Below are 25750 nucleotides of genomic sequence, written 5' to 3' on the forward strand. Positions count from 1 at the left end.
CCGCTCTGCGAGCGTCAGCCCACGTGCACCTTGGGCCGGCAGTTGCGGTCCGGCTCCGCCTCGCGCAGCACCTCGCGGGTCAGCGGGGCGACCTCGCCCTGGCCGAGCAGCAGGAAGCGCAGCAGCTGGGAGATCGGGTTGCCCTCGGTCCAGTCGAAGTAGATGTGCGGACGCCCGCCGGTCTCGTCGCGCACGTGCAGCAGCAGGGCGGCCAGCGCGTTCGGGATGGTCGAGCTCTGCAGCGTCAGCACCCGGTAGCGGCCGTGCCGGACCTCGCCGCGCACGGTCAGCTCGGACTCGAAGTCGGACGGGTCGCCGACGCTGACCTCGACGAAGACGAAGTCGTCCGCAGTCGGCAGGCCGTGGTCGGAGCGGATCATCTGCAGCTTGTCGCGGTACGACGCGATGTCGTTGTGCTGCGGCTTCATCGCGATGAACTGCACCTTGCGGCGGGCCAGCTCACGCACGAAGCCGGCGGCGACGTCGTCCAGCACCACGCTGGTGACGCGCAGCTCGAAGGCGCGGACCACCCGGGACAGGATCGAGACCAGGATGATGCCGGCGATGAAGCAGGCGCCGATCTTCAGACCGTCGGGCCGCTCCAGCATGTTGGCCACGGTGGTGTAGATGAAGACCACCGAGATGACGCCGAAGATCACCGACCAGTTGCGCTGGCCCTTGCGCCGCGAGGAGATGGTGACCGCGATCGCGGCGGAGGTCATCAGCACCAGGACGCCGGTGGCGTACGCGCCGGACTGCGCGTCCACGTTGGCGTCGAAGATCCAGGTGACCAGGAAGGAGAGCAGGATGAAGACGATCACCATCGGCCGCATCGCGCGGGCCCAGTGCGGCGCCATGCCGTAGCGCGGCAGGTACTTGGGCATCAGGTTCAGCAGGCCGGCCATCGCCGAGGCGCCGGCGAACCAGAGGATCGCGATGGTGGAGAAGTCGTAGGCGGTGCCGAAGACCGAGCCCAGGTCCTGGTGCGCCAGGTAGGCGAGCGCGCGGCCGTTGGCCGGGCCGCCGTCCTTGAACGCCGACTGCGGGATCAGCACGGTGGTGATCAGGCTGGTGGTGATCAGGAAGCCGCTCATGATCACGGCGGCCGTGGTCAGCAGCTTCTTGGTGCCGCGGATCGTGCCGGCGGGCTTGGCCGGGTCGTCGCCCGGGTCGCCCTTGATGTGCGGCATGACGGCCACGCCGGTCTCGAAGCCGGACATGCCGAGCGCGAGCTTCGGGAAGACGATCAGCGCGACGCCGACCATCACGATCGGGTTGCCGTGCTGCTGGGTCAGCGCGTGCGTCCAGTCCACCGTCAGGTGCGGGGCCTCGATCAGCTTCCACAGACCGACGGCCACGACGACCACGTTCAGCGCGAGGTAGACGCCGACCAGGACGACCGCGAGGCCGATGGCCTCGGAGAAGCCCTTCAGGAAGATCGCCCCGAGCAGGGCTATCAGGAACAGCGTGATGATCATCTGGTGGCCGCCGAGGAACCCACTGAAGATCGGGTTCTCCGCCAGGTGCGCGGCACCGTCGGCGGCCGAGAGCGTGATCGTGATCAGGAAGTCGGTGGCCGCGAAGCCCAGCAGGGCCAGCACGAAGAGCTTGCCCTTCCAGGACGGCAGCAGTCGCTCCAGCATCGCGATCGAGCCGGCGCCCTGCGAGCTCTCCTCCGCCACCCGGCGGTAGACGGGCAGCGCGCCGAGCAGCGTGACGATCACCAGCACGATGGTGGCGATCGGCGACAGCAGACCGGCCGCGAGCGCCGCGATGCCCGGCTGGTAGCCCAGCGTGGAGAAGTAGTCGAGGCCGGTCAGGCACATGGTCCGCCACCAGACCTGCCTCTCCTCCTCCGGGTGGGCAGGCGCGGTGTCGGGCGTCTGTTTGGCCCGGTCTATGTCTTCGAGCAACCAGTCTCGAAGACGGTCCGACACTGCGGGCGCAGTGCCTGGGCTGGCGGAGGGGACCACCGTGAACTCCTAGCGGTTCGTCTACATCGGGACGACCCGCCCCCAACCTGGTGGGCGAGTCAGCGGCGCACCCTCCACCGCGAAGTGATGAGCGAGCGTGCCAGAGACTAACGCGCGGTGGCCGGGGTGAAGGTGGACGGGGGCACGGCAACGCGTTAAAGGGGCGTTAGGGCGGCGTCAGATACCTGCCAGGGATGCGCTACGGAGGCGTCAAGACGCACCGGGTGACCAATGCGGCGTGGTACGCGTCACATTCGGGCGTTTCCGGCTCCGCGTCCGGCTCGGGCGCCGGCGCCGGCGCCGCGCACCTTGCGCGCCGATCCGTACGCCTGCTGTGCGCCGGGGCAGCCGTGCGAGGCTGCGTCTCCGTCGCCGGCCCAGCCCGGTGTTGCAGTCGAGCCCCGTTGTGGAGGAGTCCCGTTGCCCGAGGCCCACACCGACCCGTCCCTCTACCGCACGCCCGCGGACGCGATCGCCGCGCCGCCGGAGAAGCTCGCCTACGTCGCCGGCTTCGACCGCACCGCCCGCCGCCCGGACGCGCTGATCACCATCGACACCGACCCCGAGTCGCCGAGCTACGGCCGCGTCCTCAACCTCGCCGAACTCCCGGGCCTCGGCGACGAGCTGCACCACTTCGGCTGGAACGCCTGCTCCAGCGCGCTGGCCCACGCCTGCCACGAGAACCCCGAGCGGCGCTACCTGCTGCTGCCCGGCCTGCGCTCCTCCCGGCTGCACGTGATGGACACCCGACCCGACCCCGTCCGTCCCCGGCTGATCAAGACCGTCAGCGCCGAGGAGCTCGCCACGAAGGCCGGCTACTCGCGCCCGCACACGCTGCACTGCGGCCCCGACGGCGTCTTCCTCTCCTGCCTCGGCGGCGCGAACGGCGCCGACGGCCCAGGCGGCGTCGCACTCCTCGACCACACCACCTTCGAGGTGCTGCGCGCCTGGGAGACCGACCGGGGGCCGCAGCACCTCGCCTACGACGTCTGGTGGCACCTCGGCGCCAACGTCGGCATCACCAGCGAGTGGGGCACGCCCTCGATGGTCGAGGACGGCGTCGTGCCGGACCTGCTGCTCGGGCGCCGCTACGGACACGCGCTGCACTTCTGGGAGCTCGACTCCGGCCGCCACCTGCAGCGGGTCGATCTCGGCGACGAGCAGCAGATGGTGCTGGAGCTGCGCCCGGCGCACGACCCCGAGCAGCAGTGGGGCTTCGTCGGCGTGGTGACCAACGTGCTGGACCTCGCCGCCTCGGTCTGGCTCTGGTACCGCGACGGCGACCGCTTCGCCGTCCGCAAGGTGATCGAGATCCCGGCCGAACCCGCGAAGACCGAGGACCTGCCGCCGGCCCTGCAACCCTTCGGCGCGGTACCGCCGCTGGTCACCGACATCAACCTCTCGGTCGACGACCGCTGGCTCTACGTCTCCGCCTGGGGCACCGGCGAGCTCTTCCAGTACGACGTCGCCGACCCCTTCCACCCCCGCCTGGCCTCCTCGATCCGCCTCGGCGGCATCACCGGCCGCGCCCCGCACCCGACGGCCCCGGACACCCCGCTCACCGGCGGCCCGCAGATGGTCGAGCTGAGCCGCGACGGCAAGCGCCTCTACCTCACCAACTCCCTCTACGGCTCCTGGGACGACCAGTTCTACCCCGCCGGCATCGACCCCTGGATCATCAAGCTCGACGCCGACACCACCACCGGCGGCCTCACCGTCGACCCCCGCTTCTTCCCGCACGGCGCCGAGTTCCACGGCCTGCGGGTGCACCAGACCCACCTGTCCGGCGGCGACGCCTCCTCGGACTCGTACTGCTTCCGCTGAGGGCACCCGGGCGAGGCACCCCGGCGATGCTCAGCCCAGCTCGGTCGGGCCGGCCGGCGTGGGCGTGGTGGTGGTCGGGGGTGGGGAGAGGGTGAAGGTGACGTCGTCGAAGCGGGCCTGGCCGGTGTTTCCGCGGGACTTGAGGGCGAGGACCGCGGCGGCGGCGCAGGGTGGGGCGGTGGAGTCGACGGTGAGGTGGTGCCAGGGGGTGTTGCCGGGGGGGAGCTGCGCGGAGTCGTCCTCGCCGAGGTAGTGGCCGGTGCGGTCGAACCAGGTGATGGCGATGGTGTTGTGCCCGGTGGCGTTGACGCCGCGGACCCAGGCGGCGAGGTGGGCCTGCTGGCCGGCGGCGGTGGGCTGCTGGACCGGGTCCACGGTGAAGTCGGGGGTGTCCTTGGCGCGGTCGGGGGTGGCGCTGAGGACGGCGGCGCCCGGGGCGTGGTGGCCGTCCTCGGGGTCCCAGAAGGCCTGGGTGGGCGAGGCGTTGTGCGCGGTCCAGTCCTCGGGGGCGGCGTCGGTGCCGTCGGTGCCGTTGGTGAGGTCGCCGTTGAAGTCGGGGCTGATGCCGTGGCCGAGGAAGGCGGCGCGGATCGAGGCGGCGGCCGGCTTCTCGCTGCCGTCGGCGCGCAGCAGGCCGAAGGCGAGGTCGGAGGGCGCGCGGGGGGCGCCGGAGGGGACGTCGCGGGCGGCGATGTCCTGGAGGATCCACGGGGCGGCCGGGGGCAGGCCGGCCGAGGCGGCGGCCTGCTCGACGGTGCGCAGGTAGAGGTCCTGGGCCGCCTCGTCCTGGTCCGGGCCGCCGCCGGGAACGGTCGCGGTGCCGGTCTCGCCGACGTACACGGCCGCCGGCGCGACCGCGAGCTGAGCCGCCTCGAAGGTGGGCCGTGCCAGGCCGGCGTCCCCGTAGTAGTGCAGGTCGTAGAAGTCGGGTGGATCGGCGGCCAGGGCGGTCTTCAGGGTCGTCAGCTGGGCCACCGGATCGTTTCCGGTCACCGAGGCGGTCAGCGGGACGGAGCCGACCGCCTGCCGCAGCACCGGCAGTTCATGGCGCAGCCAGTGGACCACCGTCTGGTTGGCGGGGTCGACCTCGTTCTTCAGCTCGACGAAGGCGATCCGCGGATCGTCCCGGTACGGCGCCAGCACGGCCCTGGCCCACTGGTCGCTGCCGGCGGTGTCGCCGAAGTGGCTCCACCAGTCGAACAGGGTGAGCTGGACCGTCAGGCCGTGCTCGGCGGCGATTCGGACCGTCTGACGGAGCTGGTCGAGCCGGGCCGGGTCGGGGGTGGGGAAGCCGAACGCGTCGGGCTGGACCGTCACGCGCACCGCGTTCCCGCCCAGGCCGCTGATCCGGGCGAAGTCCGTGTCGAGCTGGGCCGGGTGCCAGTTGCTCCACATCGCGGTCCACGGGGCCTTCGCCGGGTAGTAGTTGAGCAGCCGCAGGCCGGCCAGGCGCGAACGGGCGGCGCTCTGCCGTTCGTTCGCGCCCTGGCCGGGCGCCGGGACGGACCACGGCACGCAGGCGGCCGGCGCCGGTGCGGCGCCCTTCGCCGGCCCGGCGGCGCCGCCGGTGCCGAGCAGATGGACGGCGACCGCGACGAGCAGCGCCGCCACCAGCAGGAGCACCGCCACCAGCAGCAGTGCGGGCCTGCGACCGTTCACTTTCTGACGCCGCATCAGACCCGCGGGCGGCCCAGCGCGCGGTACGTCCAGCCGGCGGCCCGCCAGCGCTCGACGTCCAGGCAGTTGCGGCCGTCCACCACCCGGCGCTCGGCGACCAGTTCACCGAGCTCGGCCGGATCGAGGTCGAGGAACTCCTGCCACTCGGTGAGCAGCAGCACCACGTGCGCGCCCTCGACCGCCTCGCGCGCGGAGGAGGAGTAGCTCAGCCCGGGGAAGGTGCGCAGCGCGTTCGCGGTGGCCTGCGGGTCGTACACCCGCACGTGTGCGCCGGCGAGTTGGGCGGCGGCGGCCACGTGCAGCGCGGGCGAGTCGCGGACGTCGTCCGACTCCGGCTTGAAGGCCGCGCCGAGCACCGCCACCCGGCGGCCGAGCAGCGAGCCGCCGGCCTGCTCGCGGGCCAGATCGACGGTGCGCACCCGGCGGCGCATGTTGATCTCGTCGACCTCGCGCAGGAAGGTCAGCGCCTGGTCGGCGCCGAGCTCACCGGCCCGGGCCATGAAGGCCCTGATGTCCTTGGGCAGGCAGCCACCGCCGAAGCCGAGCCCGGCGTTCAGGAACCGGCCGCCGATCCGCGGGTCGAAGGCGAGCGCGGCGGACAGCTGGGAGACGTCGGCGCCGGCCGCCTCGCAGACCTCGGCCATCGCGTTGATGAAGGAGATCTTGGTGGCGAGGAAGGCGTTCGCCGCCGTCTTCACCAGCTCGGCGGTGGCGAAGTCGGTGACCAGCAGCGGCACTCCGGCGTCCAGCAGCGGGGCGTAGATCTCCCGCATGGTCTTCTCCGCCTGCGCGCTCCGGGCGCCGATGACGATCCGGTCGGGCCGCAGCGTGTCGTCCACCGCGTGGCCCTCGCGCAGGAACTCGGGGTTCCAGACCAGCTCGGCCTGGTCGCCGGCCGGGGCCAGCGCCTGGATCCGGGCGGCGAGCGCGGCGGCGGTGCCGACCGGGACGGTGGACTTGCCCACCACCAGGCAGGGTTCGGTGAGCAGCGGCGCCAGGGTGTCCGCGGCGCTCTCCAGCTGGGCCAGGTCGGCGGCGTACTCGCCGTGCCGCTGCGGGGTGCCGACGCAGAGGAAGAAGGCCTGCGAGCCGGCTGCGGCGCGGGCCGGGTCGGTGGTGAACTCCAGCCGCCCCGCGGCTATCTGGCGCTTCAACAGGTCGGCCAGACCGGGTTCGTAGAACGGCACCTCACCGGCGGCGAGCCGGTCGATCTTCGCCTGGTCGGTGTCCAGGCCGACCACCTGGTGGCCGAGCTCGGCCATGCAGGCCGCGTGGGTGGCGCCGAGATAGCCGGTTCCGACGACGGTCATCCTCATTGCTGCGGTGCCTTTCGGTTGGGGCTTCTTCAGGGGAATGGTTGGAGGGGCACTGGGGTGCGTCAGCGCGGTCTGCTCGGGCGGTGGGCGGCGTCGGCGCGGCGCTTCAGCACCTCGTCGAAGAGGTCCAGCACCTGCGGTCCGACGGTCTCCACCGTGTAGGCGCCGGCCCGGGCCCGGCCCTGCTCCCCCATCCGCTCACGCAACTGCGGGTCGGCGAGCAGCCGGTCGATCGCGGCCGCCAGCGCGCCCGGATCGCTCGGCGGCACCCGCAGGCCGGTGACGCCCTCCTCGACCACGTCACGCAGACCGCCGACGTCGGAGGCGACCACCGGCCGGCCGGCCAGCATCGCCTCGACCGCGACCTGCCCGAGCGGCTCCTCCCAGACCGAGGGCACCACTGCGACCGAGGCCCGCTGCCAGGCGGCCATCACCTGCGCGGACGGCACGTCCCGGACCACGGTGACCGCCGGGTCGTCGATCGGCGGCGTGTCGGCGCGCGGCGTGCCGATCAGCACCAGCGGGACGGTGTGCCGCAGCCGCCGGTGCGCCTCCAGCAGCACGTCCACGCCCTTGTGCGGGCCGAGCGCACCGACGAAGAGCAGGTAGCCGTCCTGCGCGGGCAGGAAGTCCGGGCGCGGCGTGGTCCGGGCCAGGTCGGCGATGCCGCGCGGCACCATGCTCGGGATCACCCGCAGGTCGGTGTCGGCGGCCAGCGCCGGCCGGCTCGCCCGCGCGACCGCGTTGCTGATCGCGACGTACGCGTCGGCCCGGCTGTGCAGCGGCCGCGAGGCGCGCAGGCCGCAGGTCAGCGCGGCGCCCTTGACCGTGCCGTAGTCGGCCGTCGCGCAGGGCAGGCACTTGGCCAGCGAGGGGCCCGAACACGGGCCCGAGGTGTGCCGGTTGGTCTTCTTGGCGCAGCTCAGGCCGTAGTCGTGCAGGGTGACGACGTGGCCGGGCCCGGTGGGGGCGGCGCGGTGCAGCGGGAAGTACGAGTACTGCAGCCAGCTGTGGCTGTGCACGATGTCGGGGCGGTTGCGGCGGACGGCCGCGCGCAGCGCCACGAGCGCGCCCGGGTCGGGGGCGGTCGGGTGGAACGGGCGGGAGGTGTCGGCGTACAAGCCGGAGAGGCGGCCGGTCCAGCTCTTGATCCGTTCGATCCGCACGCCGTCCACCTCCTCGACCGCGGGTCTGTCGCCGATCTGCAGGGTCAGCACGGTGACGTCGTGGCCGAGCCGGACGAACTCGGTGGAGAGCGACTCGACGTGGCGTTCCAGACCGCCGATGGTGGGCCGGTAGAAGTCGGTGAGCTGGAGGATGCGCATGGTGGTGGGACCTTTCGGGCAGGGCCGGCCGGGGCTGCCGGGTCAGGGCTGGTCGGGGGGTGGCAGCAGCCGGCCGGGCAGCAGCAGGACGGCCAGCGCACCGAGCAGTTGGGCGCCCAGCCAGGACAGCCCGGCGCCCAGGATGCCGAACCGCGGGGCGGCGAACCAGGTGCCGACCACCGCGGTGAACGCGATCACGGCGTTCAGCGTCGCCGCCCGGTTCAGCAGCCCGCGCACCCGCAGCGTGGCGACCGCGACGTTGCTCACCGTGTCGGGGAAGGCCGACAGCACCAGGACCACCAGCAGCGCGTACCCCTGCCGGTAGCCCGCGCCGAACAGCCCGAGCACCGGCTCGCCGATCGCGCAGAGCACCGCGGCCGGCACGGTGATCGCGCCGACCGTGACCAGCCCCGAGCGCAGCGCGATCCGGCGCAGGCCGCCGCGGCGGTTGCTCCCCTCGGCGAAGAGCGCCGAGGAGACCGCCGGGCTGATCATGAAGATCGCGCTGCCGATCATCCAGGTGACGAAGAACGCCGCGTTCGCCCTGGCCCCCAGCCGCGCGGTCACCGCGACCGGCAGCAGGTAGGTGGGCACCAGCCCGGCCACGCTCACCGCGTGGTGGCCGAGCGAGGGCCGGGCCAGCGTGACCAGCTCGCGCCCGGCCTCGCGCACCGGCACCCGGCCGAGCGGCCGCACCCGGCGGTGGCAGAGCACCAGCCCGACGCCGGTGCCCAGCAGGCCGCTGAGCGACCAGGTCACCACCAGCCCCATCGCACCGGCGCCGCGGTCCAGCACCGCCACCACCAGCAGGCCGCCGAGCTTGGCGACGGCGGTGGCGGCGTTGCGGACCAGCATCAGCTGGCTGCGCCGCTCGGCGATGAAGAGGTAGTCGAGCACGCCCGAGCCGGTCCAGCCGGCCGCGCCGAGCACGAACCAGAGCGCGAACCACGGGTTGTGGGTCAGCCCGCTCAGCGGGGCGACCAGCAGGCCGAGCGGGTAGACGGCGACCGCGGCGGCCAGCAGCGTGCCGCCGACGGTGGCGGCCAGCGTGGCGACCACGGTGAGCCGCCACTGCTCGGCCGTCCCGCGCTGCGGCAGCCGGGCGATCAGGCCGACGCCCGCGCCCAGGTGCACCATCAGCGAGATGATCACCAGCGCGGAGGTGGCCGCCGAGCCGAGGCCGACCTGCGTGCTGGGCATCAGCCGCGCGGCCAGCGTCCAGTAGCCGTAGCCGAGCAGCGCGTTGACCACGGTGGTGGCCATGATGCCCAGGCTGTTGACGGCCAGCGAGCGCATCGCCCCGTCCAGCCGGCCGCGCGAGGGGCGGCCGGCCTGGGCGCCGGCCGGTGCGCCGGACGGCTGCGCTGCCTGAGCGGTCGGCTGCGCTGCCTCAACGGTCTGAGGTACCGCGGCAGTCGGCTGCGGTGCCTCAGCCGTCGCCACAGGCCGTCCCCTTCCCGGTGCGCAGGTAGACGTCCACGCTGCGCAGTTGCTGGGTGCCGCGGTTCAGCCAGACCGTGACCCGGTGCAGGCAGCCGGTCGTCGGCACGGTCGCCGAGACCTGCGCGGTGGCCTGGGTGTCCGCGGTGCCCGGGGTGAGCGGCAGGCCCGGGTCGGTGGCGGCGGCGCCGTTCACCGAGACCGTCACCTGGAGCCCGGCCAGGTCGGTCGGCCGGGTCGCGTCGGCGACCACCGGGATGCTCAACCGCTGCCCCGGGGTGGCCGGCTGGACGCCCTGGAGCTGGGTGTACTGCCCGCCGAGCGAGAACGAGAGGAACGGCTGCTGCGGGGTGGTCGGCAGCTGGGCGGTGACCGCCCAGAGCAGCCCCGCCGCCGCCAGCACGCTCGCGCCGTACACCGCGCCGCGCCGCCCGGCCGTCAGCAGCTCGGACAGGGCCGGTGCGTCGGCGCCTCGCTCCAGCAGCGTGAGCGGCAGCAGCACGGTGCTCACCGCGATCGGCAGCACGGCCAGCGGCACCCGCCCGAGCGCCAGGTTGCTCAGCAGCCCGCCGGCGATCAGCGCGACGATGCTGAGCAGCACGCAGAGCGGCGCGGTGAACCGCCCGGCGCTGCGGGCCAGTCCGAAGCCGGCCACCAGGCTCCGCCCCGGCACCCAGAGCATGGCCGGCAGCACCAGCACCGCCCGGGCCGGGCCGGCCGGCACCAGCAGGTGACCGGCCAGCGCGACGGCGATCAGCGCGGCGTGGGCGGCGAACAGCCGGAGCCTGGTCATCGTGCCTCCCCGGAGACGGTCGAGTCGATCGCCCGGAAGTCGAACCGGTAGATGGCGTAGGAGTCGCTCTCGTAGACCTTGGTGGTCCACGGCAGCACGTTGTAGCGGTCCAGGTCCTGCTGGCTGATCGGGCTGCGGTCACCGAAGGCGAACGGCTCGTCCGGCTCGAAGTAGACGCCGATCTGCGGCAGTTCGGTGGCGGTCCGCTTGTCGATCACCAGGTAGGTGTAGTCCGAGGAGCTCAGCTCGTGCACCAGGAACGCGGACGGCGGAGTCGAGTTGAAGTACAGGTCGTACGTCGGGAACCCCTTGGCCGGTGCGGCCGGCAGCGCGTTCGCGTCGCGGACCAGGACCAGGCCGGTGTAGCGGTCGGAGACCACGTGCAGCCGGGCGCCGAGGTTCGCCTTGAACCACTGCGCGGTGCTCACCGCCTCGGCGGTCACCGAGCGGGTGTCGGAGCCGAAGACGAACGGGCCGGGGAACCGGTAGTCCTCGTCGAGCCCGGCCGCCACGTTGCCGACCAGCGCGTCGGCGGCCACCATGACCGCGACCAGTGCGGCGCAGGTCCAGCGCCGCCCGGTCAGCCGCTGCACCCGGTCGAGCGCGGCGAGCATCACCGGCACCACCAGCACGGCGACGCCGATGTAGGTGAACCCCCAGCTGCGCCGGGCGCCCTCGGCGCCGAACTCGACCAGGATGAACGGCAGCGACGGGAAGTACAGCACTCCGAAGAGCCCCAGGCCGAGCAGCAGCGGGTCGCCACCGAAGATGCCGTCGGGCCGCCGGCGGCGGCGCAGCACGGCCACCGCCGCGAGCAGGAACATCAGCAGCGGGACGGTGAAGGCCGCGTACCGCTCGTAGAACGGCTCGGTGCTCGCCTGGAAGAGCGAGCGGGTGCCGTTGCCGCCGGAGAACATGTGCAACAGCTGGTTGGCGCCGCCGCCGAGGTAGGGCGAAAGGTAGGCGAAGGTGGCCGGGGCCACCAGCACCAGCCAGGCCACCCCGAAGCCGCCGACCAGCGCGGTCACCGCGACGGTGGTCACCGCGGTGGCCCGCGGGGCCGTGCCGCGCATCGCCGCGAGGACGGACACCGCGCTCAGGAGCAGCAGCAGGCCGGTCATCAGCACGGTGGTCAGGTGGTGGGTCGGCACCGCGCCGGCGCCGGCCAGCACCGCGCCCGCCGCCCAGCCGATCCGCTCGCGCCGCTGGGTCGCGCGGTGCGACTTGGCCAGCGCGGCCAGGCACCACAGGAAGCACGGCATCGCCAGCGACTCGTAGGCGAACTCGGTGTCGAAGTAGACGAAGCTGGAGTTGAGGCTGTAGACGAGCGCCACCAGCGCGCCGGCCCGCATCGAGCCGAACAGCGCCTCGCCGAGCATGAACGCGCCGAAGAGCGCGAGCACATGGGCGGTGACCAGGACCACCAGGGCGCTCTGCCAGACCGTCAGGCCGGTCGCGTCGCTGACCGAGCCGGTGACGATGTGCAGGCCGGGGAACCGGGCGACGATGCCGATCAGGTAGTTCGGCTGGAACAGGTGCCCACTGGCCGCCAGCTCGGTGGTCTGGCGCCAGTGCGCGATCTCGTCGTGGAACAGCGGCTGTGCGGGGTTGCGCAGCAGCTTGGGCACGTAGCTGAAGAGCCCGTAGCCGAGCAGCCAGCCGAACCGGACCCGCGGTGCCACGTTGCGGTGCGTCAGGACGACGGCCGCCGGACAGAAGAAGAGCAGCATGCCGGCCCAGAACACCGCGTAGTGCAGGGTGTCGGCGGCATCGGTCGCGGCCATCGAGAAGGCGACGGCGATCAGCACCGCGCCGACCGCGGCGGTCAGCCAGAGGACGGCCCAGGCGAGCGGGGAGCCGAAGCGCGGCGCGCTGTGCTCGCCGTCGACCGGCGGGCGGGCGGGCGGGCCGTCCGGCGCCGGGGTGGTGCCGGTGGCGAAGGCGAGGTTGCTCATGCGGCCACCTCGCTTGCGCTCGGCAGGCGCTTCGCACATGCGCACCTATCGATTATTCGCTCGCTTCGCTCGCTCATGCGGCCACCTCTGCCGCCACCTTGTGGTACACGCCGACCAGTTGGGCGGCGACGGCGTCCCAGTCGGGAATCGACTCGCTGCCGGGCGCGGGGGGCGCGGCGAGGCAGCTCGCCAGCACGGCGCCGATCTGCTCGGCGGTCGCATCGGCCGCGAGCAGGCGCTTGGCGCCGTCGGCGGGCAGCTCGGCGTGGGCCGGGATGTCCGAGAGCACCGCCCAGGTGCCGGCCGCGAGCGCCTCGGCCGGCGCGAGGCCGTACGCCTCGCGCTCGGAGAGGCTGCCGAGCACGCCGGCCGTCCGCAGCCAGCGGCGCAGCTCCAGGTCGCCGACCCGGCCGAGGAACCGGACGCCGGGGATCCCCGAGGCGAGTGCCTCCAGTCGTGCCCGGTCCGGGCCCTCGCCGATCACCACCAGCTGGGCCCCGGCCGTACTGATCCGGCCGAAGGCCTCGATCAGCCGGTCCACCCGCTTGTAGCGCTCCAGCCGGCCGACGCTCAGCACGGTCGGCGGCTCGCCGGGCAGCGGCAGCGCGGTGCGCAGCGCGGCGCGGTCCACCGCGTTCGGCACCACGGCGACCTTGCCGGCCGCCGCGGGGAAGTCGACCGCGAACAGCTCGGCCTCCGGCCGGGAGACGCAGAGCACCGCCTTGGCGCGGCCCGCGGCGGCCCGGCCGACCGGGCGGTAGGCGCGGTGCAGCAGCGCGCGGGCCGGGGTGTGCCCGGTGCCGTGGTAGTGCGGGGTCAGCACGAACGGCACCCGCAGGCCGCGCAGTCGCAGCGTGAGCGCCGCGCCGACGCCGGTCAGCGCGTGGTAGCTGTGGCCGTGCACGACGTCGAAGGAGGCCGCGTGCCGCGCGAGGTGGCGGTAGAGGCCGGGCGCCGTGCGGTAGTTCTCACCCCGGTTGGCGGCGAACCGGCGGACCAGCACGCCGTCCTCCCAGCTCTCGGACGCCCAGCTCTCCGACGCCCGGCTCTCGGACTCCCGGTTCGGCGCCGGGCGGCCGGTTGTCGGGTGAACGGCTGACGGGCGGGCCTGCTGTGCGAGCACCTCGACGCTGACTCCCGCCCGGACCAGCGCCCGCGCCGTCTGCGCGACCACCATCTCGACTCCGCCCGGGGTCGGCGGGTACCCCGGACTGACCAGTGCGAGCCTCACCGTGCTCCGCCTTCCGTGGCGGCCGTGCTCAGCACCGCTTCGACGTTCCGTTCCCAGCTGTGCGGGTCGGGGTAGTTCTCCCCGGCCATGGTGACCACCTTGCGCAAACCCTCCACTAGTGCGTCCACGTCCTCCGGCGGCACCAACACCGCCCCGGGGTAGTCCCCCACCGCCTCGACCAGTCCGCCGACCGAACTCAGCACCACCGGCAGCCCGTTGCTCATCGCGATGTGCAGCGGACCGCTGGCGGAGGAGCGCCGGTACGGCAGCACCAGCGCGTCGGCGGCGGCGAAGTGCGCCTTCGCCTCCTCGTCCGACACGTAGCGGTTGACCAGCGTGATCCGGTCCCGGTACGGCGAGGCCTCGATCTGCTGGAGCGGCCCCACGCACCCCTCCCAGGTCTCGCCGACCACGGTGAGCCGGATCCCCTCGACCTCGCTCGGCGTGAGCCGGTCGAAGGCCTCGATCAGCAGGTCCAGACCCTTGTACGGCCGGATCAGGCCGAAGAAGAGCAGCCGGGCCGACCCGTCGTCGGACGGCTTGCGTTCGACCGCGTAGTGGTCGAACGGGCCGTGCGCGACCACGGTGACCGGACGTCCGGACAGGTCGAAGAGACCGCGCAGCAGCTCCTCGTCGTGCGCCGAGTGGACCAGGAAGGCGTCCGAACGGCGCAGCAGCGCGGACAGCACCCGGCGGGTGTAGGCGGCCACGAACGGGATCCGGATCTCGCCGGTGTCCTGGACCTCGTGGAACTCCACCACCACCTTGGCGCCGAGCATCCTGGCCACGATCGCGAGCACCAGGTAGGTGTGCGCGACCGTGCCGGTCCACCACTGGAAGACCACGGTGTCCGGGCGGTTGCGGCGCAGCCGGCGCAGCGCGGTCAGCAGGCTGGGCAGCCAGTACCAGTCGACGCCGTCGTAGACGTCGACCCGCTCGTCGTAGTCGATCGCCGCCACCTTGACGCCGACCCGGGCGCGGCCCGGGTAGAGCACGGCGGGCAGCAGGCGGCGCATCAACACGGCTGATACGTCCGCGTGTTCGGCGAGGGCCCCGGCGAGGCGGCAGGTGTAGTGGCTGAGCCCGCCGGTGAACCGCCAGCCGGAGCCGACCACGCACACGCGCGGCCGTCGGCGCGTCTGCTCAGTCGGCGGCATGGGTCACCTCCGCGTTCCTGGCAACGGCTGCCGGGCGGGGGTCGGCGGCCTCCTGCGTGGCGCCGCCGCGGATCCGGTGCCGCGCCGACTCACGGCGCACGCCGGCGACGGCCGCCGCGGCCGCGTAGGCGGTGTAGCCGGCCCGCGACCTGGGGCGCGGGCCACAGATCGCGAACTCCGGATGCTGGACGATCTGTTCACTCCAGCGCAGCTTCGCCACGTCGGGCCCCAGCGAGAGGTTGAGCTCCGCATTGCCGTGCCGGATCGCGTTCTCGGCCGCCGTCAGCTGGAGCAGGGTCACCGGGCTGACGTTCCACCACAGCGGATCGACGCCGCTGATCCCCAGGTAGTCCGCGCAGGGCGCGCGCAGCACCAACTGCGCGGCCACCGCCCGGCCTTCCACGTCCAGCGTGAGGATCTCGGCCCGCCCGCCCGCGGCCAGCAGCGGCAGCACCTCGGCCAGGAAGGCCCGGTGCGCGGCGGGCTCCAGCACGTCGCCGTGCCGGCGCCGACCGGCCAAGGTGGCCCGGGCGGCGTGCAGTTCGGCGAGCACCGGCAGCGCGCGGCTGACCTCGGGGCCGGACTCGTGGACCGTCACGGCCCACGAACGACCGCTGCGGTTCAGCCGGTTGCGGGACCGGCGGACGCTCTCCTTGACGTTGCGCTTCAGACTCGGCCGCAGCGCCGCCACCTCCCCCGGCAGCGGCAGCACCACCGAGGGGCGGGTGGTCCGGTGCCGGATCAGCCCGCTCTGCGCGACCGGACCGGTCAGCCACTCGGGCTCCAGCCAGCCCTGTTCGGCCCCGAGCGGCAGGTCGAGCCAGTCCCACTCGGCGCTGCGCGCGCACCAGTGCTGGACCACGGCGCGCAGCACCGTCCGGGCGTCCGCGGGCTCGCAGAGCACCACCGGCAGCTCGGTCAGCGCGTCGTGCCGGCCGGCGCCCAGCAGGTGAACGGTCCGCAGCACCGGACCGAGCCGCCGCAGGTAGCAGGGTGCCACCCCGACCAGCCGGTCACCGCGGTGCAGCGCCAGCACGTTGAGTTCGCGCTCGCTGCTGAAGTGCTTTGCCCAGACCCGGATCCAGTCCGGGCCGGCGTACGGATTACGGGAGTTCGCGCGTTCGTGCAGTTCCTGCCACGGCCCGCGCAGAGCCTCGAGCTCGGCGAAGGTGGTGATCCGCCGGACCATCAGCTCGTGCGTGGTCCGGGAGTGGGCCGGCTCGGCGGGAGCCGTGTCACCACGGAGGTGCAGCCGCATCAGGCCACTCCGGTGGACGCCTGCTCGTCCGCCTGGGCGGCCAGCGCCGTCGGCCGGTTCTCGGACCCCGCGGGCCGCCCGTCGGCCGCCGTGCCGCCGTGGGCGGGGTGAGCGGGGTGAGCAGGGTGAGCGGGGTGAGCGGGGTGGCCGGAATGGGCGGAGTGGGCCGCGTGGGCCAGCAGGTCGTCCATGCTGCGCGGACCGCGCCCGAACCGCACCCGGCCCAGCATGGCGAGGCAGCCGACGCCGTCGTGCCAGGTCAGCTTCTTGCCCTCGGTGTGCGAGCGGCTGTGGTAGCTGACCGGCACCTCGAACGGGCGGATCCCGAGGCCGAGCAGCCGCGCGGTCAGCTCGGTGTCCAACCCGAAGCCGGTGGCCTCCAGTTGGAGCATCCGGAACAGCTCCAGCGGGACCAGCTTGAGGCAGGTGTGCATGTCGGCGAGGTGCGCGTCGAAGAGCACGTTGGCGGCCAGCGTGGTGAGCTTGTTGCCCATCGCGAAGCGGTACGACTGGTACACCGTGTTGGCGCCGAACAGCCGGGCGCCGTAGACCACGTCGCAGCGGCCCGCGAGGACGGGTTCGAGCAGCCGCGGGATGTCCGCCGGCGAGTACTCGAGGTCGGCGTCGAACGGCAGGATGTGGGTCCCGGTGGCGAGTTGGGCCGCCGTCAGCAGCGCCGCACCCTTGCCGAAGTTGCGCGGGTGCCGGTACGTGAGGACCCGGGGGTCGGAGATCTGGGCGATGTGCAGCGGGGTGCGGTCCTTGCTGCCGTCGTCCACGATGACGAGCTCGATCTCGCACGGGTACTCCTGGGCGAGCAGCGCCCGGGCGACCGTGGCGACGGTGCGCTCCTCGTTGTACGCGGGCATCAGCAGGGAGAGCTTGACCGGCCCCTCCCCGGACCAGGCCCGGCCCGCTCGTAAGCGGCGGTTACCCGGCGCGGCGGCGCCGTGCAGCTGCCCTGCTGCCTCGGCCCGCCCGGTCAGAGCGGCGGTGATGTGCGTCTCGGCCGCGTGTATCGGCTTCATGAGGCCTCCACTGTCCATTCATTGGGGGTCGGACGTGCCCGATCACTTTTCCGCCCTGCTGACGGCAGGCCGTTCGCGAGCATTCGGGCACGACTGTGACTGGCGGTTGCGAAGAAGGAGACCGCGGCGACTTGCGGCCCATGCGGCCGGAAATCGAGGGCGGCGCTGCCCCGGCGCCGCAGTGCGACGGCCAGGAGTATTGCACTGAGCCGAGCCGGCCATCGGAACAAGGCGATGAACGAGGGACAAACGGGCAGTGCCGCTCCGACCTGCCAACTCTTCCCTCTGACGAGCCACTGTCAGCATGCTCAACTCGCCTACTGGCCAAGGGACCTGAAGATCACGCCCGGCTTTCGAACAGTTCGAAACGTGATCCCACCACCCCTTTCGCCAGCAAACCATTCGGTCGGAAACGGCACGAATTTACCTCCGTGCAACAATTCCGGACCGCCCCCGGTCACATGACAATGCCCACCCATCCTGCATCGCATTCCACGACATCGGGCAATGCGACGAGCTCGCTCGATCCTACGGGAGCTTCCCATTGCCCCCGTGCAAAATCTTGTACTTGCAGGACCTTCACAGCATCCTTCCAGCTGATCAGAGGAAAGGCCAGTACATGACGTGATCCAGTCATCGGCGATCAGTTTTGCTCTACACAAATGCGACAGAAGACAACAGCTTTCACAGGAGTGCTCGCGGCACACGCCGTATCCACGCCAAGCGCCCCCTCCCGCGCACCCCCCGCACTCGCTGCGGCGCTCACCGTGGCGCTCACCGCAGCGCGGCCCGGGCGGGCGAACTCGCCTGGCACGCAAGGGGATCGGGAGTGCCTGCCGCACCTGCCGGCGGCATGTGCCACTGACCTGCGGAAAGGCCTGCGGAAAGGCATTGGCAGCAGGAGCGGACCCGCTGGCATGCTGGCCGCGTGCAGAACGAATCGCGCTCGGACCTCGAGGCCTCAACCGTGCTGGTCGATTTCGCGCCCGAGCTGCGGCTCTTCCTGGCGACGGCGCAGCGGGCGGGCCGCTCCTCGGTGCGCGTGGACGGCGCCTCGACGCTCGGGCACCTGGTGGAGTCGCTCGGCGTCCCGCTCACCGAGGTGGGATCACTGCTGGTCGGCGGGCGGCCGGTGGCCGCCTCGCACATCCCCGGCGGCGGCGAGGAGATCTCGGTCCTCGGTGTCAGCAGGCCGCAGCGGCTGCCGGGCGCACCTCGGTTCCTGCTCGACGTGCACCTCGGCACGCTCGCCCGGCGGCTGCGACTGCTTGGTATCGACGCCGCCTACGAGACCCCGGACATCGGCGACGCGGCGCTCGCCGCGCGCTCGGCCGCCGAACAGCGGGTCATGCTCTCGCGCGACCGGGGACTGCTGCGCCGCCGGGAGCTCTGGGCCGGCGGCTACGTGTACAGCCACCGGCCCGCCGAGCAACTGCGCGACGTGCTCTCCCGGTTCGCGCCGCCGCTCGCCCCCTGGACCAGGTGCACGGCCTGCAACGGCACCCTGCGGCCGGCGGAGAAGGCCTCGCTGCACGGGCAGTTGCAGGACGGCACCGAGCGCTCGTACGACGCGTTCGCGCAGTGCACCGACTGCGGACAGGCCTACTGGCGCGGCGCGCACCACGCCCGGCTGGACGCGATCGTGGCCGAGGCGGTGCGGGAGTTCGGCGAGCCGACCGCGTAACACCTCGGACTTCTCGCCGGGGTCACCTGCACACTCATTGGTATCACCTGGTGGACACGGATACTGCTTTCGGTGCACACAAGTGGTTGCGACGCCTTCGCTTCCGCCAAGGCGCGCGGGCTGCCGGCCGGAAACATCGGGCGGGGTGGCGGCCGCCGCCCATCCCAGGAGCCCCTGGGGGACCCGTCACCCCCATTGCCACTCGCCTGTCACTCGCCTGTCACTCATCGGGCCGGGCCGCAGGACACCCACACACGGCGGTCCGCCAGCGGCATCAATTCCAATGCCGCAAAGGACACTTCGCGTGAGAAGCAACGCGATTGACGGGGAACGTCGCCCGGTCGGCCGGCTCGTCGGATGTTCAACTGCGGCCTCCGACCTGCGTTCGACCTGCGCGGGGCACCCGCGCACCCGCCAGGCGTGACCTGTCGTCAGTTGTCGCCGCCGGTCGCCTTCCAGAGCAGCTTCACTCCGACCGTCCCGCCGCCACTCGTCGCGCCCACTCCGCCTCCCTCGACCGGCAGGGCGAGCTGGAAGCTCAGCTCCACCTCGTTCAGGCCCCACTCGCGCTGCGCGGACCGCTCGGCGGCCGGCCGAGTGGGGTCGGCGGCCTCCTGGTAGCGGATCCGCTCCTCCAGCCGGGCGCGGAAGTGCTCGGCGACTGCGGCGATGCCGTCCGCGAGGTCCGCCACGCGGGCACGGCACAGCTCCGGCTCCGCCGGCAGGCTCGGCAGCAGCTCGCCGGATGCGGACGGTAACGGCTCGACTTCGACCGTGAGTTCGCTCATCGATCCTCCTTGTGGTGAGCAGCGTAGCCGTCCGACCAGCGAGATGACCTTGACTCAGCAGAAGTTGTCGATCGTGCGTCAGTACCTCGTCACACCCCAGGATGTCGCGCAGAGCGCCGTTGCCAGCTCCTCCTGGTAGCAGGCAGCAGCGAACCAGGCCTGGGCGAAGGCGAGGTGGTCGTCGGTGCGCAGCCGGCCGAAGACGTCGCGGTCGAGATCGGCCGCGGCGCCGTGCAGCGCGGTGAGCAGGTCGGCGGCCGTGCCGAGGCCGGCCGCCCGGAGCTGCCGGGGCTCCATCGGGCTGCGGTGGAGGCGCGGGGCAAGGCCTTGGCGGCCACCGGTGACGGCCTGTTCGAGACGACGCGCCAGCAGGTGGACGGGTGGCGGCGGGACCGGGGACAGGGCCGGGGTCGAGGACGAGGACGGGGACGGGGACGAGGCAGATGGCGCGGCATCGACGGGTGCCGACAGCGGTTCGTCGGCAGTCGCGGGCAGGTCGGCCTGTTGCAGGCGTTCGAGGCCGAGGCTGATCCGCGCCTGCCGCTCGTCCGGGAGTCGAAGCGTCGCCGGTGCCTCCCCCGGCGGTTCGGCCGGCGCTGCGGCGAGGAGGCGCAGCCGGGGGTCGGCGGCGCGTTCCAACCGGCCGACCACCCGCAGCCGCAGGCCGGGGACGGTCGCCAGGAGCGCGAGGTTGGCGCGGTAGGCCAGCTTGGGATGGTCGTGCGCCGGCAGCAGCGCCAGCCTCGGACCGTCCTCGCAGTCCGCGAGCAGCTGCGGCACCGCCAGGCCGTGGACGGTGCCGAGGCCGCGCAGCGTGACATCGAGGAAGAGCAGATCGGAGCCGGCCGGCCTCAGTTCGTACGGCAGCCGCTCGGCGCTCAGCACCCGCTCGACCTGGGCCCCCGGTGCCTGCGCCCACAGGGCGGCCAGCGGCGGCTGGTGCCAGCCGGCGCCGGCGGCGCGGACCGCACGAACCGTGCGCCCCGCGCCGAGTCGCCCCGACGCCGTCCGGGTGGCGCCCTGGACGGTCAGACCGGCTCGGGCGAGCTCGCGGTGCGAGAGGACGGCATCGCCGAGCCGGACCGGGCGGGCCGCGGCGGCCTGGGCCAGCTGGGCCGCCGCACCGGGGTCCGCGTGTGGGGTGATGTCGGAGACCGTGGCGAGGCGGCCCTCGGCGTCGACCGTCCAGACGACGGCTCCGGCGTGGGTGGCGGTCACGACCGGTTCGGCGAACAGGCCGTGGAGGCGCAGGCCGCCGACGGGTTGATAGGTCTGGCGCGGGGTGCCGCGGAGCTGCTGGGCAAGGAAGGGGGCACGGGACTCGCCGGTGCCGGTGGCGGTGACCGTGGTGGTGACTGTGGTGGTGAGGTCGAGCAGCTCACGGTAGGCGGCGGCCAGGTCGGCGAGCCGGTGGTCGGGTTCGGCGGTACGGGCTGCGCGCAGCCGGGTGACCACGGTGGTGGCGAGCGCCGCCGGGCGGTACAGGCCGAGCAGGCGGGCCTGGTGCGCCGCGCGCAGGAGTCGGGCCTGCTGGACGCCGCCGGCTCCGCTCACACCGGCGGCCAGCGCGTCGGCGGCGAAACGGTGCAGGCGCTCGACGGCCTCGGTTTCGGCGGTGCTGAACCACTCACCGGACGACGATGGCGGGTTGGCCGGCGTGACGGAAGTGGCGGGAGTGGACCGGGCAGCCGAGGCACGTACGGGCGCGGGTTCGTCGGCTTCCGGTGTGTCCGCCGACGGTTCGGCGATGGGTGCGACCGTCACCGCCGCGGCGCGGTGGAGGCAGGCCGGGGCGAGCAGACAGCCGCAACGGATGTCGGAGGCGGCGCCGATCACCCCACCCGGAGCGTGCAGGACGAGTTCGACGTCCTCGTCGATCCGGACGCGGTACTCATCGCCCGTCCGGCTGAGCGGGCGGTCGGCGAGCTTCGCGGCCGCGCCGTCCAAGCGCTTCTGCAGCCGCGGCGAAAGCTCCGAGACGAGCTCTGCGACCACGGCGGCCGGGACTGCGGGCCAGCCCGCCGGCCGTAGCGGGTCGTTCAGCTGCAAATCGGTCAACTGTGAGTCGCTCAACGGACCTTCTCCCCCACCCAACGGGCCAGTTCCAGCGGGCTGAGCGCCGCCACCGGCATACCGGCCGCGACGAGCTGTCCGGCCACGGCTTTCGAGTAACGCGCCTGGCCGGTGTCGTCCAGCGCCGCGCAACCGAGCAGGTGGCATCCCTCCCCGATCAGCGCACGGGTCTCGGCGAGCAGACCACCCAGCGGGTAGCCCTCCTCGAAGTCGCTGACCACGGCGATCAGCGTGCGGGACGGGACGGTGACCAGCTCACGGGCGTGCCGCAGACCGGCCGCGATGTGCGTGCCACCACCGACCCGGACTTCGAGCAGCAGCCCGAGCGGGTCGGTCACGTGGCCACTGAGGTCGACCACGCTGGTCGAGAACGCGACGAAGTGGGTACTCAGCGCCGGCACACCCGCGAGGATCGCGGCGGTCAGCGCGGACCAGACGGTGGACGCCTCCATCGAGCCCGAGACGTCCACCACCAGGATCAGCCGCCAGTCGTTGGCCTTGCTGACCCGGGTGCGGAAGACCGGGCGCTCCGGAACGATCACCGTCCCGCCGTCCGCGCCCGGCCGGGCGGTGGCGAGGTTGGCGCGAATCGTCCGGGCCAGGTCGAGACGGCCACCAGGGCGGCGGCTCGGCCGGGGCACACCGAGGCCGGTCAGCGCCGGGCGCAGCGTGGTGGCGAGCTCGCGGGACAGCTCGTCCACCAGCCGTCCGACCAGCGGTCGGAGCGCGGCGAGGCGGGCTTCCGGGAGACCGCCGGCGTGCTGGAGCACGGTGCGGAGCAGCTCGACCGACGGCCGGGCGGCCTCCGGCGCGAGCGTCTCCAGCACATCGGTCCGGCCGTTCGCGGCAGCGGCCGCCAGCACCTCCTCGCGCAGGCCGGGGCCGAACAGCGCGGCCAGTTCGTCGGCCCACTCCCGGACCCCCGGGTACGGCGCCTCGCGACCGCCGCGGCCGGCCCGTCCGGCGATCGGGCCGGGGCCGGAGCCCTCGCCGCGCCCGGTGCCGTACAGCTCATCGAGTGCGGTGGCGAGCCGGGCCGCCCGGCCACCGAGGCCACCGCTGCTGCCGGGACGACCGAGCACCAGCCGCCAGCGGTCGGCGGCGGGCAGGTCGCACCCGGGCGCTCGCTCGGTGACGGTGACGGTGGCGGTGGCGGTGCCGGTGATGGCGGCCGTCGCTGCGGTGGTGGCGGTGGTGACGGTGGTGGCGGGCTCGGGCACCGAGGTGGTGGCGGGCAGCAAGCCACGGGCGGCGAGCAGTCGGCGGACCGCCAGGTCCGCCGCCGTCCAGGTCGCGACCGAGCTCGGCTCGAACTCGCCCGGCAGCGTGTCCATTCGTTCGCCGAGCTGTTCCTCGACCACTGCGAGCAGCCGGTCGCGAGCGGCCGGACTGAGCGTGTCGAAGCCACCGCGCAGGGCGGGCAGCCGGTCCAGGAAGGCCGTGTCGGAGAGCGCGGTCACACGCTCAAGCAGCGCATCGAGCGCGGTCGGCGCGCCGGCCAACAAGCCCTCGGCGGCGGTGAGCAGGCCGGTGAGGGACCGGCCGAGCGCCCGCCGGGAGTCGGCGCCGGTGGCACCGTCCACCCAGGACGCGACCCGCGCGCCGAACTCTTCCGGCTCCTGCTGGCCGAGCAGCACCCGGACAGCTCCGGCCGCGCCCCGGACCAATGGCGAGCCGTGGTCGGCGAGTTGCCGAAGCGTGCGGCCGAGCCGGACCCCGCCGAGCACGTCGGCCCGGCGGGCGAACTCCATCAACGCCCGGGCGTCCGCCGGTTCGTCGGACCCCGCCATGCCTTCGAGACCTCGAACGGCCGCCGCGGTGAGCAGCTCGGCGGCTTCGTCCGCGACCGGGACCAGCGCGCCGAGCGCCGTCGCGGACGGCAGTTGACCGGCCCGCAGGCGGTCGAGCAGCGCGAGCCCGTCGAGCAGCTCGGGGAGCGTGGCGGCAGCCGGGACCTGCTCGGCAAATTGGGCGAGACGGGCCGCCGTCAGCTCCGCGAGGGCGCAGCCGGCGGCGTCGGCGAGGCCGTCGATGATCTGACGGACCGTGCTGCCGCCGGCCTCCTGCTCGCGGCGCAACCGCTCACGCAGCGTGCCCTCGGCCGCCTGCGCCGGGGTGACGCCACGCAGCCCGGCGATGGTCAGCATGGCTGCGACGGCGGGCGTCCAGCGCACCCGCCAGTGCGAGCCGAGCGCGTCGGTGCCACCGGCGCCGGTGACGGCGAGCTGCTCGGCGTACGGCACGCCGCAGACGGTCAGCCGGCGCAGCAGCAGCTCGCGGCGGGCGTCCAGCGGCGAGCGGAGCGGATCGAGGCGCAGGTCATGGGTGCTGGGGGTGTTGGGGGTGCTGGGGGTGTTGCTGGGGCCGGTGGGACCGGGCAGCCCGAGTTCGGCGAGCAGCTTTTCGACGGCCGGGCCGAGGCCGCCGCGCGGTGTGCTCGGGCTCGGGCTGCCGGTCCGGGTGCCGACGAGGACTCGTTCGAGAGCCTGCGCGACGGCGCGGCCCCGGCCGAGTGGCTCCCCTTGGCCGAGCACGGTCTGCACCGCCTCGACCAGCTCACCGCGCCCCGCCGCAGGCAGCCCACGCAGCCGGGCGAGGTCACCGGCCAACCGGACGATCTCCCGAGCATCGGCGGGCCCGGCCGGATGCCCCTGCGCGCGCAGCGCATCACAGATCCGGACCGCCAAGCCGGTCAGCACATCAGCGAGTCGCTCCGGCTCCCCGGCTGCTTCGAGGACGGCGTGCTGCCACTCCGGATCACGGATCCCGGCGGGATACCCGGAGCGCGCATCGAGCAGGGGGTAGGTGTACGGGATCAGGGAAACGGTGTGCGCCACGCCGGGTTGGGCACCGCCGGCCGGCAAGGCGACGGGCCCGGACGTGCCGGTAGCCGGCACGGTGCCGACCGACACCTGGGTCGTCGACGCCGCAACACCGCCGGACGGCGAGGTGCCGGCCGATGCCCGGCTACCCTCCACCGGAACCCTTCCGGGAGGCACAGCAGCGCGCCCAGACGTACCAGCAGACGGCATGGCGTCAGCCAACACCCGGGCGGTCGCCGCCGGAACACCACCGGACGACGAGGTGCCGGCCGATGCCCGGCTACCCTCCACCGGAACCGTTCCGGAGGGCACGGCAGCGCGCCCGGACGTACCAGCAGACGGCACGGCGTCAGCCAACACCCGGGCGGTCGCCGCCGGAACACCACCGGGCCTCACGGTGTCGGCGGACTCAGGCGAACCAGCCGGCACCGCCGGGCCGGCGAGCACCGGAGTACCGCTGGGCCGCACGGTGTCGGCGGGCGGCGGGTTTGAAGGGGACGGCGTGGCGGTGCCGGGCTGGAGCGGGAGCACTGTGGCATCCAGCAGAGCCGGTGCGTGGAAGGCTCCGATGACGGCGGCGACCCGGCGGCCGCCGGCGCCGTGGGTGCGGATGCAGTCGCGCATCCAGGCCTCGCGGCGCAGGTCGATCGGGTCGACGGCGGCGCCGGCGTCCTGGCGCAATGCCCAGCCGACCAGCAGAGCCGCGCGGCGCAACTGCTCCGGCGTGGACCCGGGAGCGGGAGCCTCCACCAGGCGGTCCCAGAGGTCCTCCTCCGGGCGCCCGGACAGGCGGCGGCCGAGCGCCCGGGCGAGACCGGACGCCTCGGAAGCAGCCCGGGACGCAGCACCAGGCACAACCCCGGCAGCTGTCCTCGGCCCAGCACCGGAACCCACACCCGCGACCGGTTCCGGATCACCCCCGCCCACAGCTCCCGAATCCCCGTCCGCCGACCGCGCACCCGAGCCTGCCCACTCGGCATCCGCCTGCCCAGAAGCCGCCTGCCGGTCCGGCACCTCCCCCGCCCGGTGCGCGAGCGGCAGGTCGCAGGCGATGGCCGGGACGCCATGGCGGGCGGACCAGCGGAGCGCAGCGAGCTCCGGGGAGAAGTCCGCGAACGGGTAGAACGCGAGACCCGCGCCCTCCTCCCCCGTGGCGGCGGCCAGCGCCACCGGGGCCGTCGTCTGCTCGTCCGCGAGGTGGGCGAGCCACGGTTGGAACTCCGTGGGCAGCTCGACCAGGAGTACGTCCGGCCGGGCCGCGTCCAGCAGGGCTGGCAGCGCGGCGGCGAGCGAGGGGGCATGGTGCCGCACCCCGATCAGGAACGGCCCGGGGTCGCCGACGCCCGCAGCGGCCAGCCGGTCGGCCTCGGCGGCGAGCGAAGCGAGCGAGCCGAGCACCGCTGCGG

General features: G+C 73.5%; 16 protein-coding genes. 2 read left to right on the top strand and 14 right to left on the bottom strand.

What is annotated here, in order from left to right:
- Positions 1 to 14: 14 nt before the first annotated feature.
- Complete coding sequence (locus AC060L_RS09780; RefSeq protein WP_483798209.1) at positions 15 to 1913, bottom strand: APC family permease; 1899 nt, start codon at positions 1911 to 1913, stop codon at positions 15 to 17.
- 480 nt (positions 1914 to 2393) lie between these two features.
- Here AC060L_RS09780 and AC060L_RS09785 point away from each other — a divergent pair, with 480 nt between their 5' ends.
- A complete protein-coding gene (locus AC060L_RS09785; RefSeq protein ID WP_483798210.1) occupies positions 2394 to 3797 on the top strand; it encodes a selenium-binding protein SBP56-related protein in 1404 nt (467 codons plus the stop codon).
- A gap of 30 nt (positions 3798 to 3827) precedes the next feature.
- Here the strand turns inward: AC060L_RS09785 and AC060L_RS09790 are convergent, their stop codons facing one another.
- From AC060L_RS09790 to AC060L_RS09835, 10 genes are all read right to left on the bottom strand, one after another.
- Complete coding sequence (locus tag AC060L_RS09790; RefSeq protein WP_483798211.1) at positions 3828 to 5456, bottom strand: glycoside hydrolase 5 family protein; 1629 nt, start codon at positions 5454 to 5456, stop codon at positions 3828 to 3830.
- Positions 5457 to 5470: 14 nt separating this feature from the next.
- Positions 5471 to 6790 (bottom strand): UDP-glucose dehydrogenase family protein, encoded by a 1320-nt coding sequence (locus AC060L_RS09795; RefSeq protein WP_483798212.1) that lies wholly within the window; start codon positions 6788 to 6790, stop codon positions 5471 to 5473.
- 62 nt (positions 6791 to 6852) lie between these two features.
- Positions 6853 to 8115, bottom strand: a complete 1263-nt coding sequence (locus AC060L_RS09800; RefSeq protein ID WP_483798213.1) for a glycosyltransferase family 4 protein — start codon at positions 8113 to 8115, stop codon at positions 6853 to 6855.
- Between the two features lie 42 nt (positions 8116 to 8157).
- Entirely contained in the window at positions 8158 to 9558 is a 1401-nt protein-coding gene (locus AC060L_RS09805) for a lipopolysaccharide biosynthesis protein (protein WP_483798214.1), read from the bottom strand.
- Positions 9545 to 10348: a hypothetical protein gene (locus AC060L_RS09810; protein WP_483798215.1), complete on the bottom strand. Its 804-nt coding sequence runs from the start codon at positions 10346 to 10348 to the stop codon at positions 9545 to 9547. Before AC060L_RS09810 ends, AC060L_RS09805 begins: the two co-directional genes overlap by 14 nt.
- On the bottom strand, positions 10345 to 12303 hold the full coding sequence (locus AC060L_RS09815) for a hypothetical protein (protein WP_483798216.1): 1959 nt from the start codon (positions 12301 to 12303) through the stop codon (positions 10345 to 10347). The genes AC060L_RS09810 and AC060L_RS09815 overlap by 4 nt, the downstream gene beginning before the upstream one ends.
- Before the next feature lie 73 nt (positions 12304 to 12376).
- Positions 12377 to 13534, bottom strand: coding sequence for a glycosyltransferase family 4 protein (locus tag AC060L_RS09820; protein WP_483798217.1), 1158 nt, complete (start codon positions 13532 to 13534; stop codon positions 12377 to 12379).
- Positions 13531 to 14691 carry a glycosyltransferase gene (locus AC060L_RS09825; RefSeq protein ID WP_483798218.1) on the bottom strand — a complete coding sequence of 387 codons (1161 nt, stop codon included), beginning with the start codon at positions 14689 to 14691 and terminating at the stop codon, positions 13531 to 13533. The genes AC060L_RS09820 and AC060L_RS09825 overlap by 4 nt, the downstream gene beginning before the upstream one ends.
- Entirely contained in the window at positions 14678 to 15949 is a 1272-nt protein-coding gene (locus tag AC060L_RS09830; protein ID WP_483798219.1) for a GNAT family N-acetyltransferase, read from the bottom strand. Before AC060L_RS09830 ends, AC060L_RS09825 begins: the two co-directional genes overlap by 14 nt.
- Entirely contained in the window at positions 15949 to 16977 is a 1029-nt protein-coding gene (locus AC060L_RS09835) for a glycosyltransferase family 2 protein (RefSeq protein WP_483798220.1), read from the bottom strand. The genes AC060L_RS09830 and AC060L_RS09835 overlap by 1 nt, the downstream gene beginning before the upstream one ends.
- A gap of 928 nt (positions 16978 to 17905) precedes the next feature.
- Between AC060L_RS09835 and AC060L_RS09840 the strand changes: the two genes are divergently transcribed.
- On the top strand, positions 17906 to 18661 hold the full coding sequence (locus AC060L_RS09840; protein ID WP_483798221.1) for a Mut7-C RNAse domain-containing protein: 756 nt from the start codon (positions 17906 to 17908) through the stop codon (positions 18659 to 18661).
- Between the two features lie 431 nt (positions 18662 to 19092).
- Here AC060L_RS09840 and AC060L_RS09845 read toward each other — a convergent pair whose 3' ends face one another.
- The 3 genes from AC060L_RS09845 to AC060L_RS09855 all read right to left on the bottom strand — a co-directional run bounded on the left by AC060L_RS09845 (position 19093) and on the right by AC060L_RS09855 (position 25742).
- The gene (locus AC060L_RS09845) at positions 19093 to 19449 is read right to left on the bottom strand and encodes a hypothetical protein (RefSeq protein WP_483798222.1); all 357 of its coding nucleotides are present in this window, start codon (positions 19447 to 19449) and stop codon (positions 19093 to 19095) included.
- A gap of 78 nt (positions 19450 to 19527) precedes the next feature.
- Positions 19528 to 21507: a hypothetical protein gene (locus AC060L_RS09850; protein ID WP_483798223.1), complete on the bottom strand. Its 1980-nt coding sequence runs from the start codon at positions 21505 to 21507 to the stop codon at positions 19528 to 19530.
- Between the two features lie 11 nt (positions 21508 to 21518).
- The gene (locus AC060L_RS09855; RefSeq protein ID WP_483798224.1) at positions 21519 to 25742 is read right to left on the bottom strand and encodes a DUF5682 family protein; all 4224 of its coding nucleotides are present in this window, start codon (positions 25740 to 25742) and stop codon (positions 21519 to 21521) included.
- Positions 25743 to 25750: the final 8 nt, after the last annotated feature.

This window comes from Kitasatospora sp. NEAU-69, assembly GCF_057158765.1.

Coding starts and splice junctions, on each gene's coding strand:
- AC060L_RS09795 (WP_483798212.1), bottom strand. CDS start 6,790: ATGAGGATGACCGTCGTCGGAACCGGCTATCTCGGCGCCACCCACGCG.
- AC060L_RS09800 (WP_483798213.1), bottom strand. CDS start 8,115: ATGCGCATCCTCCAGCTCACCGACTTCTACCGGCCCACCATCGGCGGT.
- AC060L_RS09810 (WP_483798215.1), bottom strand. CDS start 10,348: ATGACCAGGCTCCGGCTGTTCGCCGCCCACGCCGCGCTGATCGCCGTC.
- AC060L_RS09815 (WP_483798216.1), bottom strand. CDS start 12,303: ATGAGCAACCTCGCCTTCGCCACCGGCACCACCCCGGCGCCGGACGGC.
- AC060L_RS09825 (WP_483798218.1), bottom strand. CDS start 14,691: ATGCCGCCGACTGAGCAGACGCGCCGACGGCCGCGCGTGTGCGTGGTC.
- AC060L_RS09830 (WP_483798219.1), bottom strand. CDS start 15,949: ATGCGGCTGCACCTCCGTGGTGACACGGCTCCCGCCGAGCCGGCCCAC.
- AC060L_RS09835 (WP_483798220.1), bottom strand. CDS start 16,977: ATGAAGCCGATACACGCGGCCGAGACGCACATCACCGCCGCTCTGACC.
- AC060L_RS09845 (WP_483798222.1), bottom strand. CDS start 19,449: ATGAGCGAACTCACGGTCGAAGTCGAGCCGTTACCGTCCGCATCCGGC.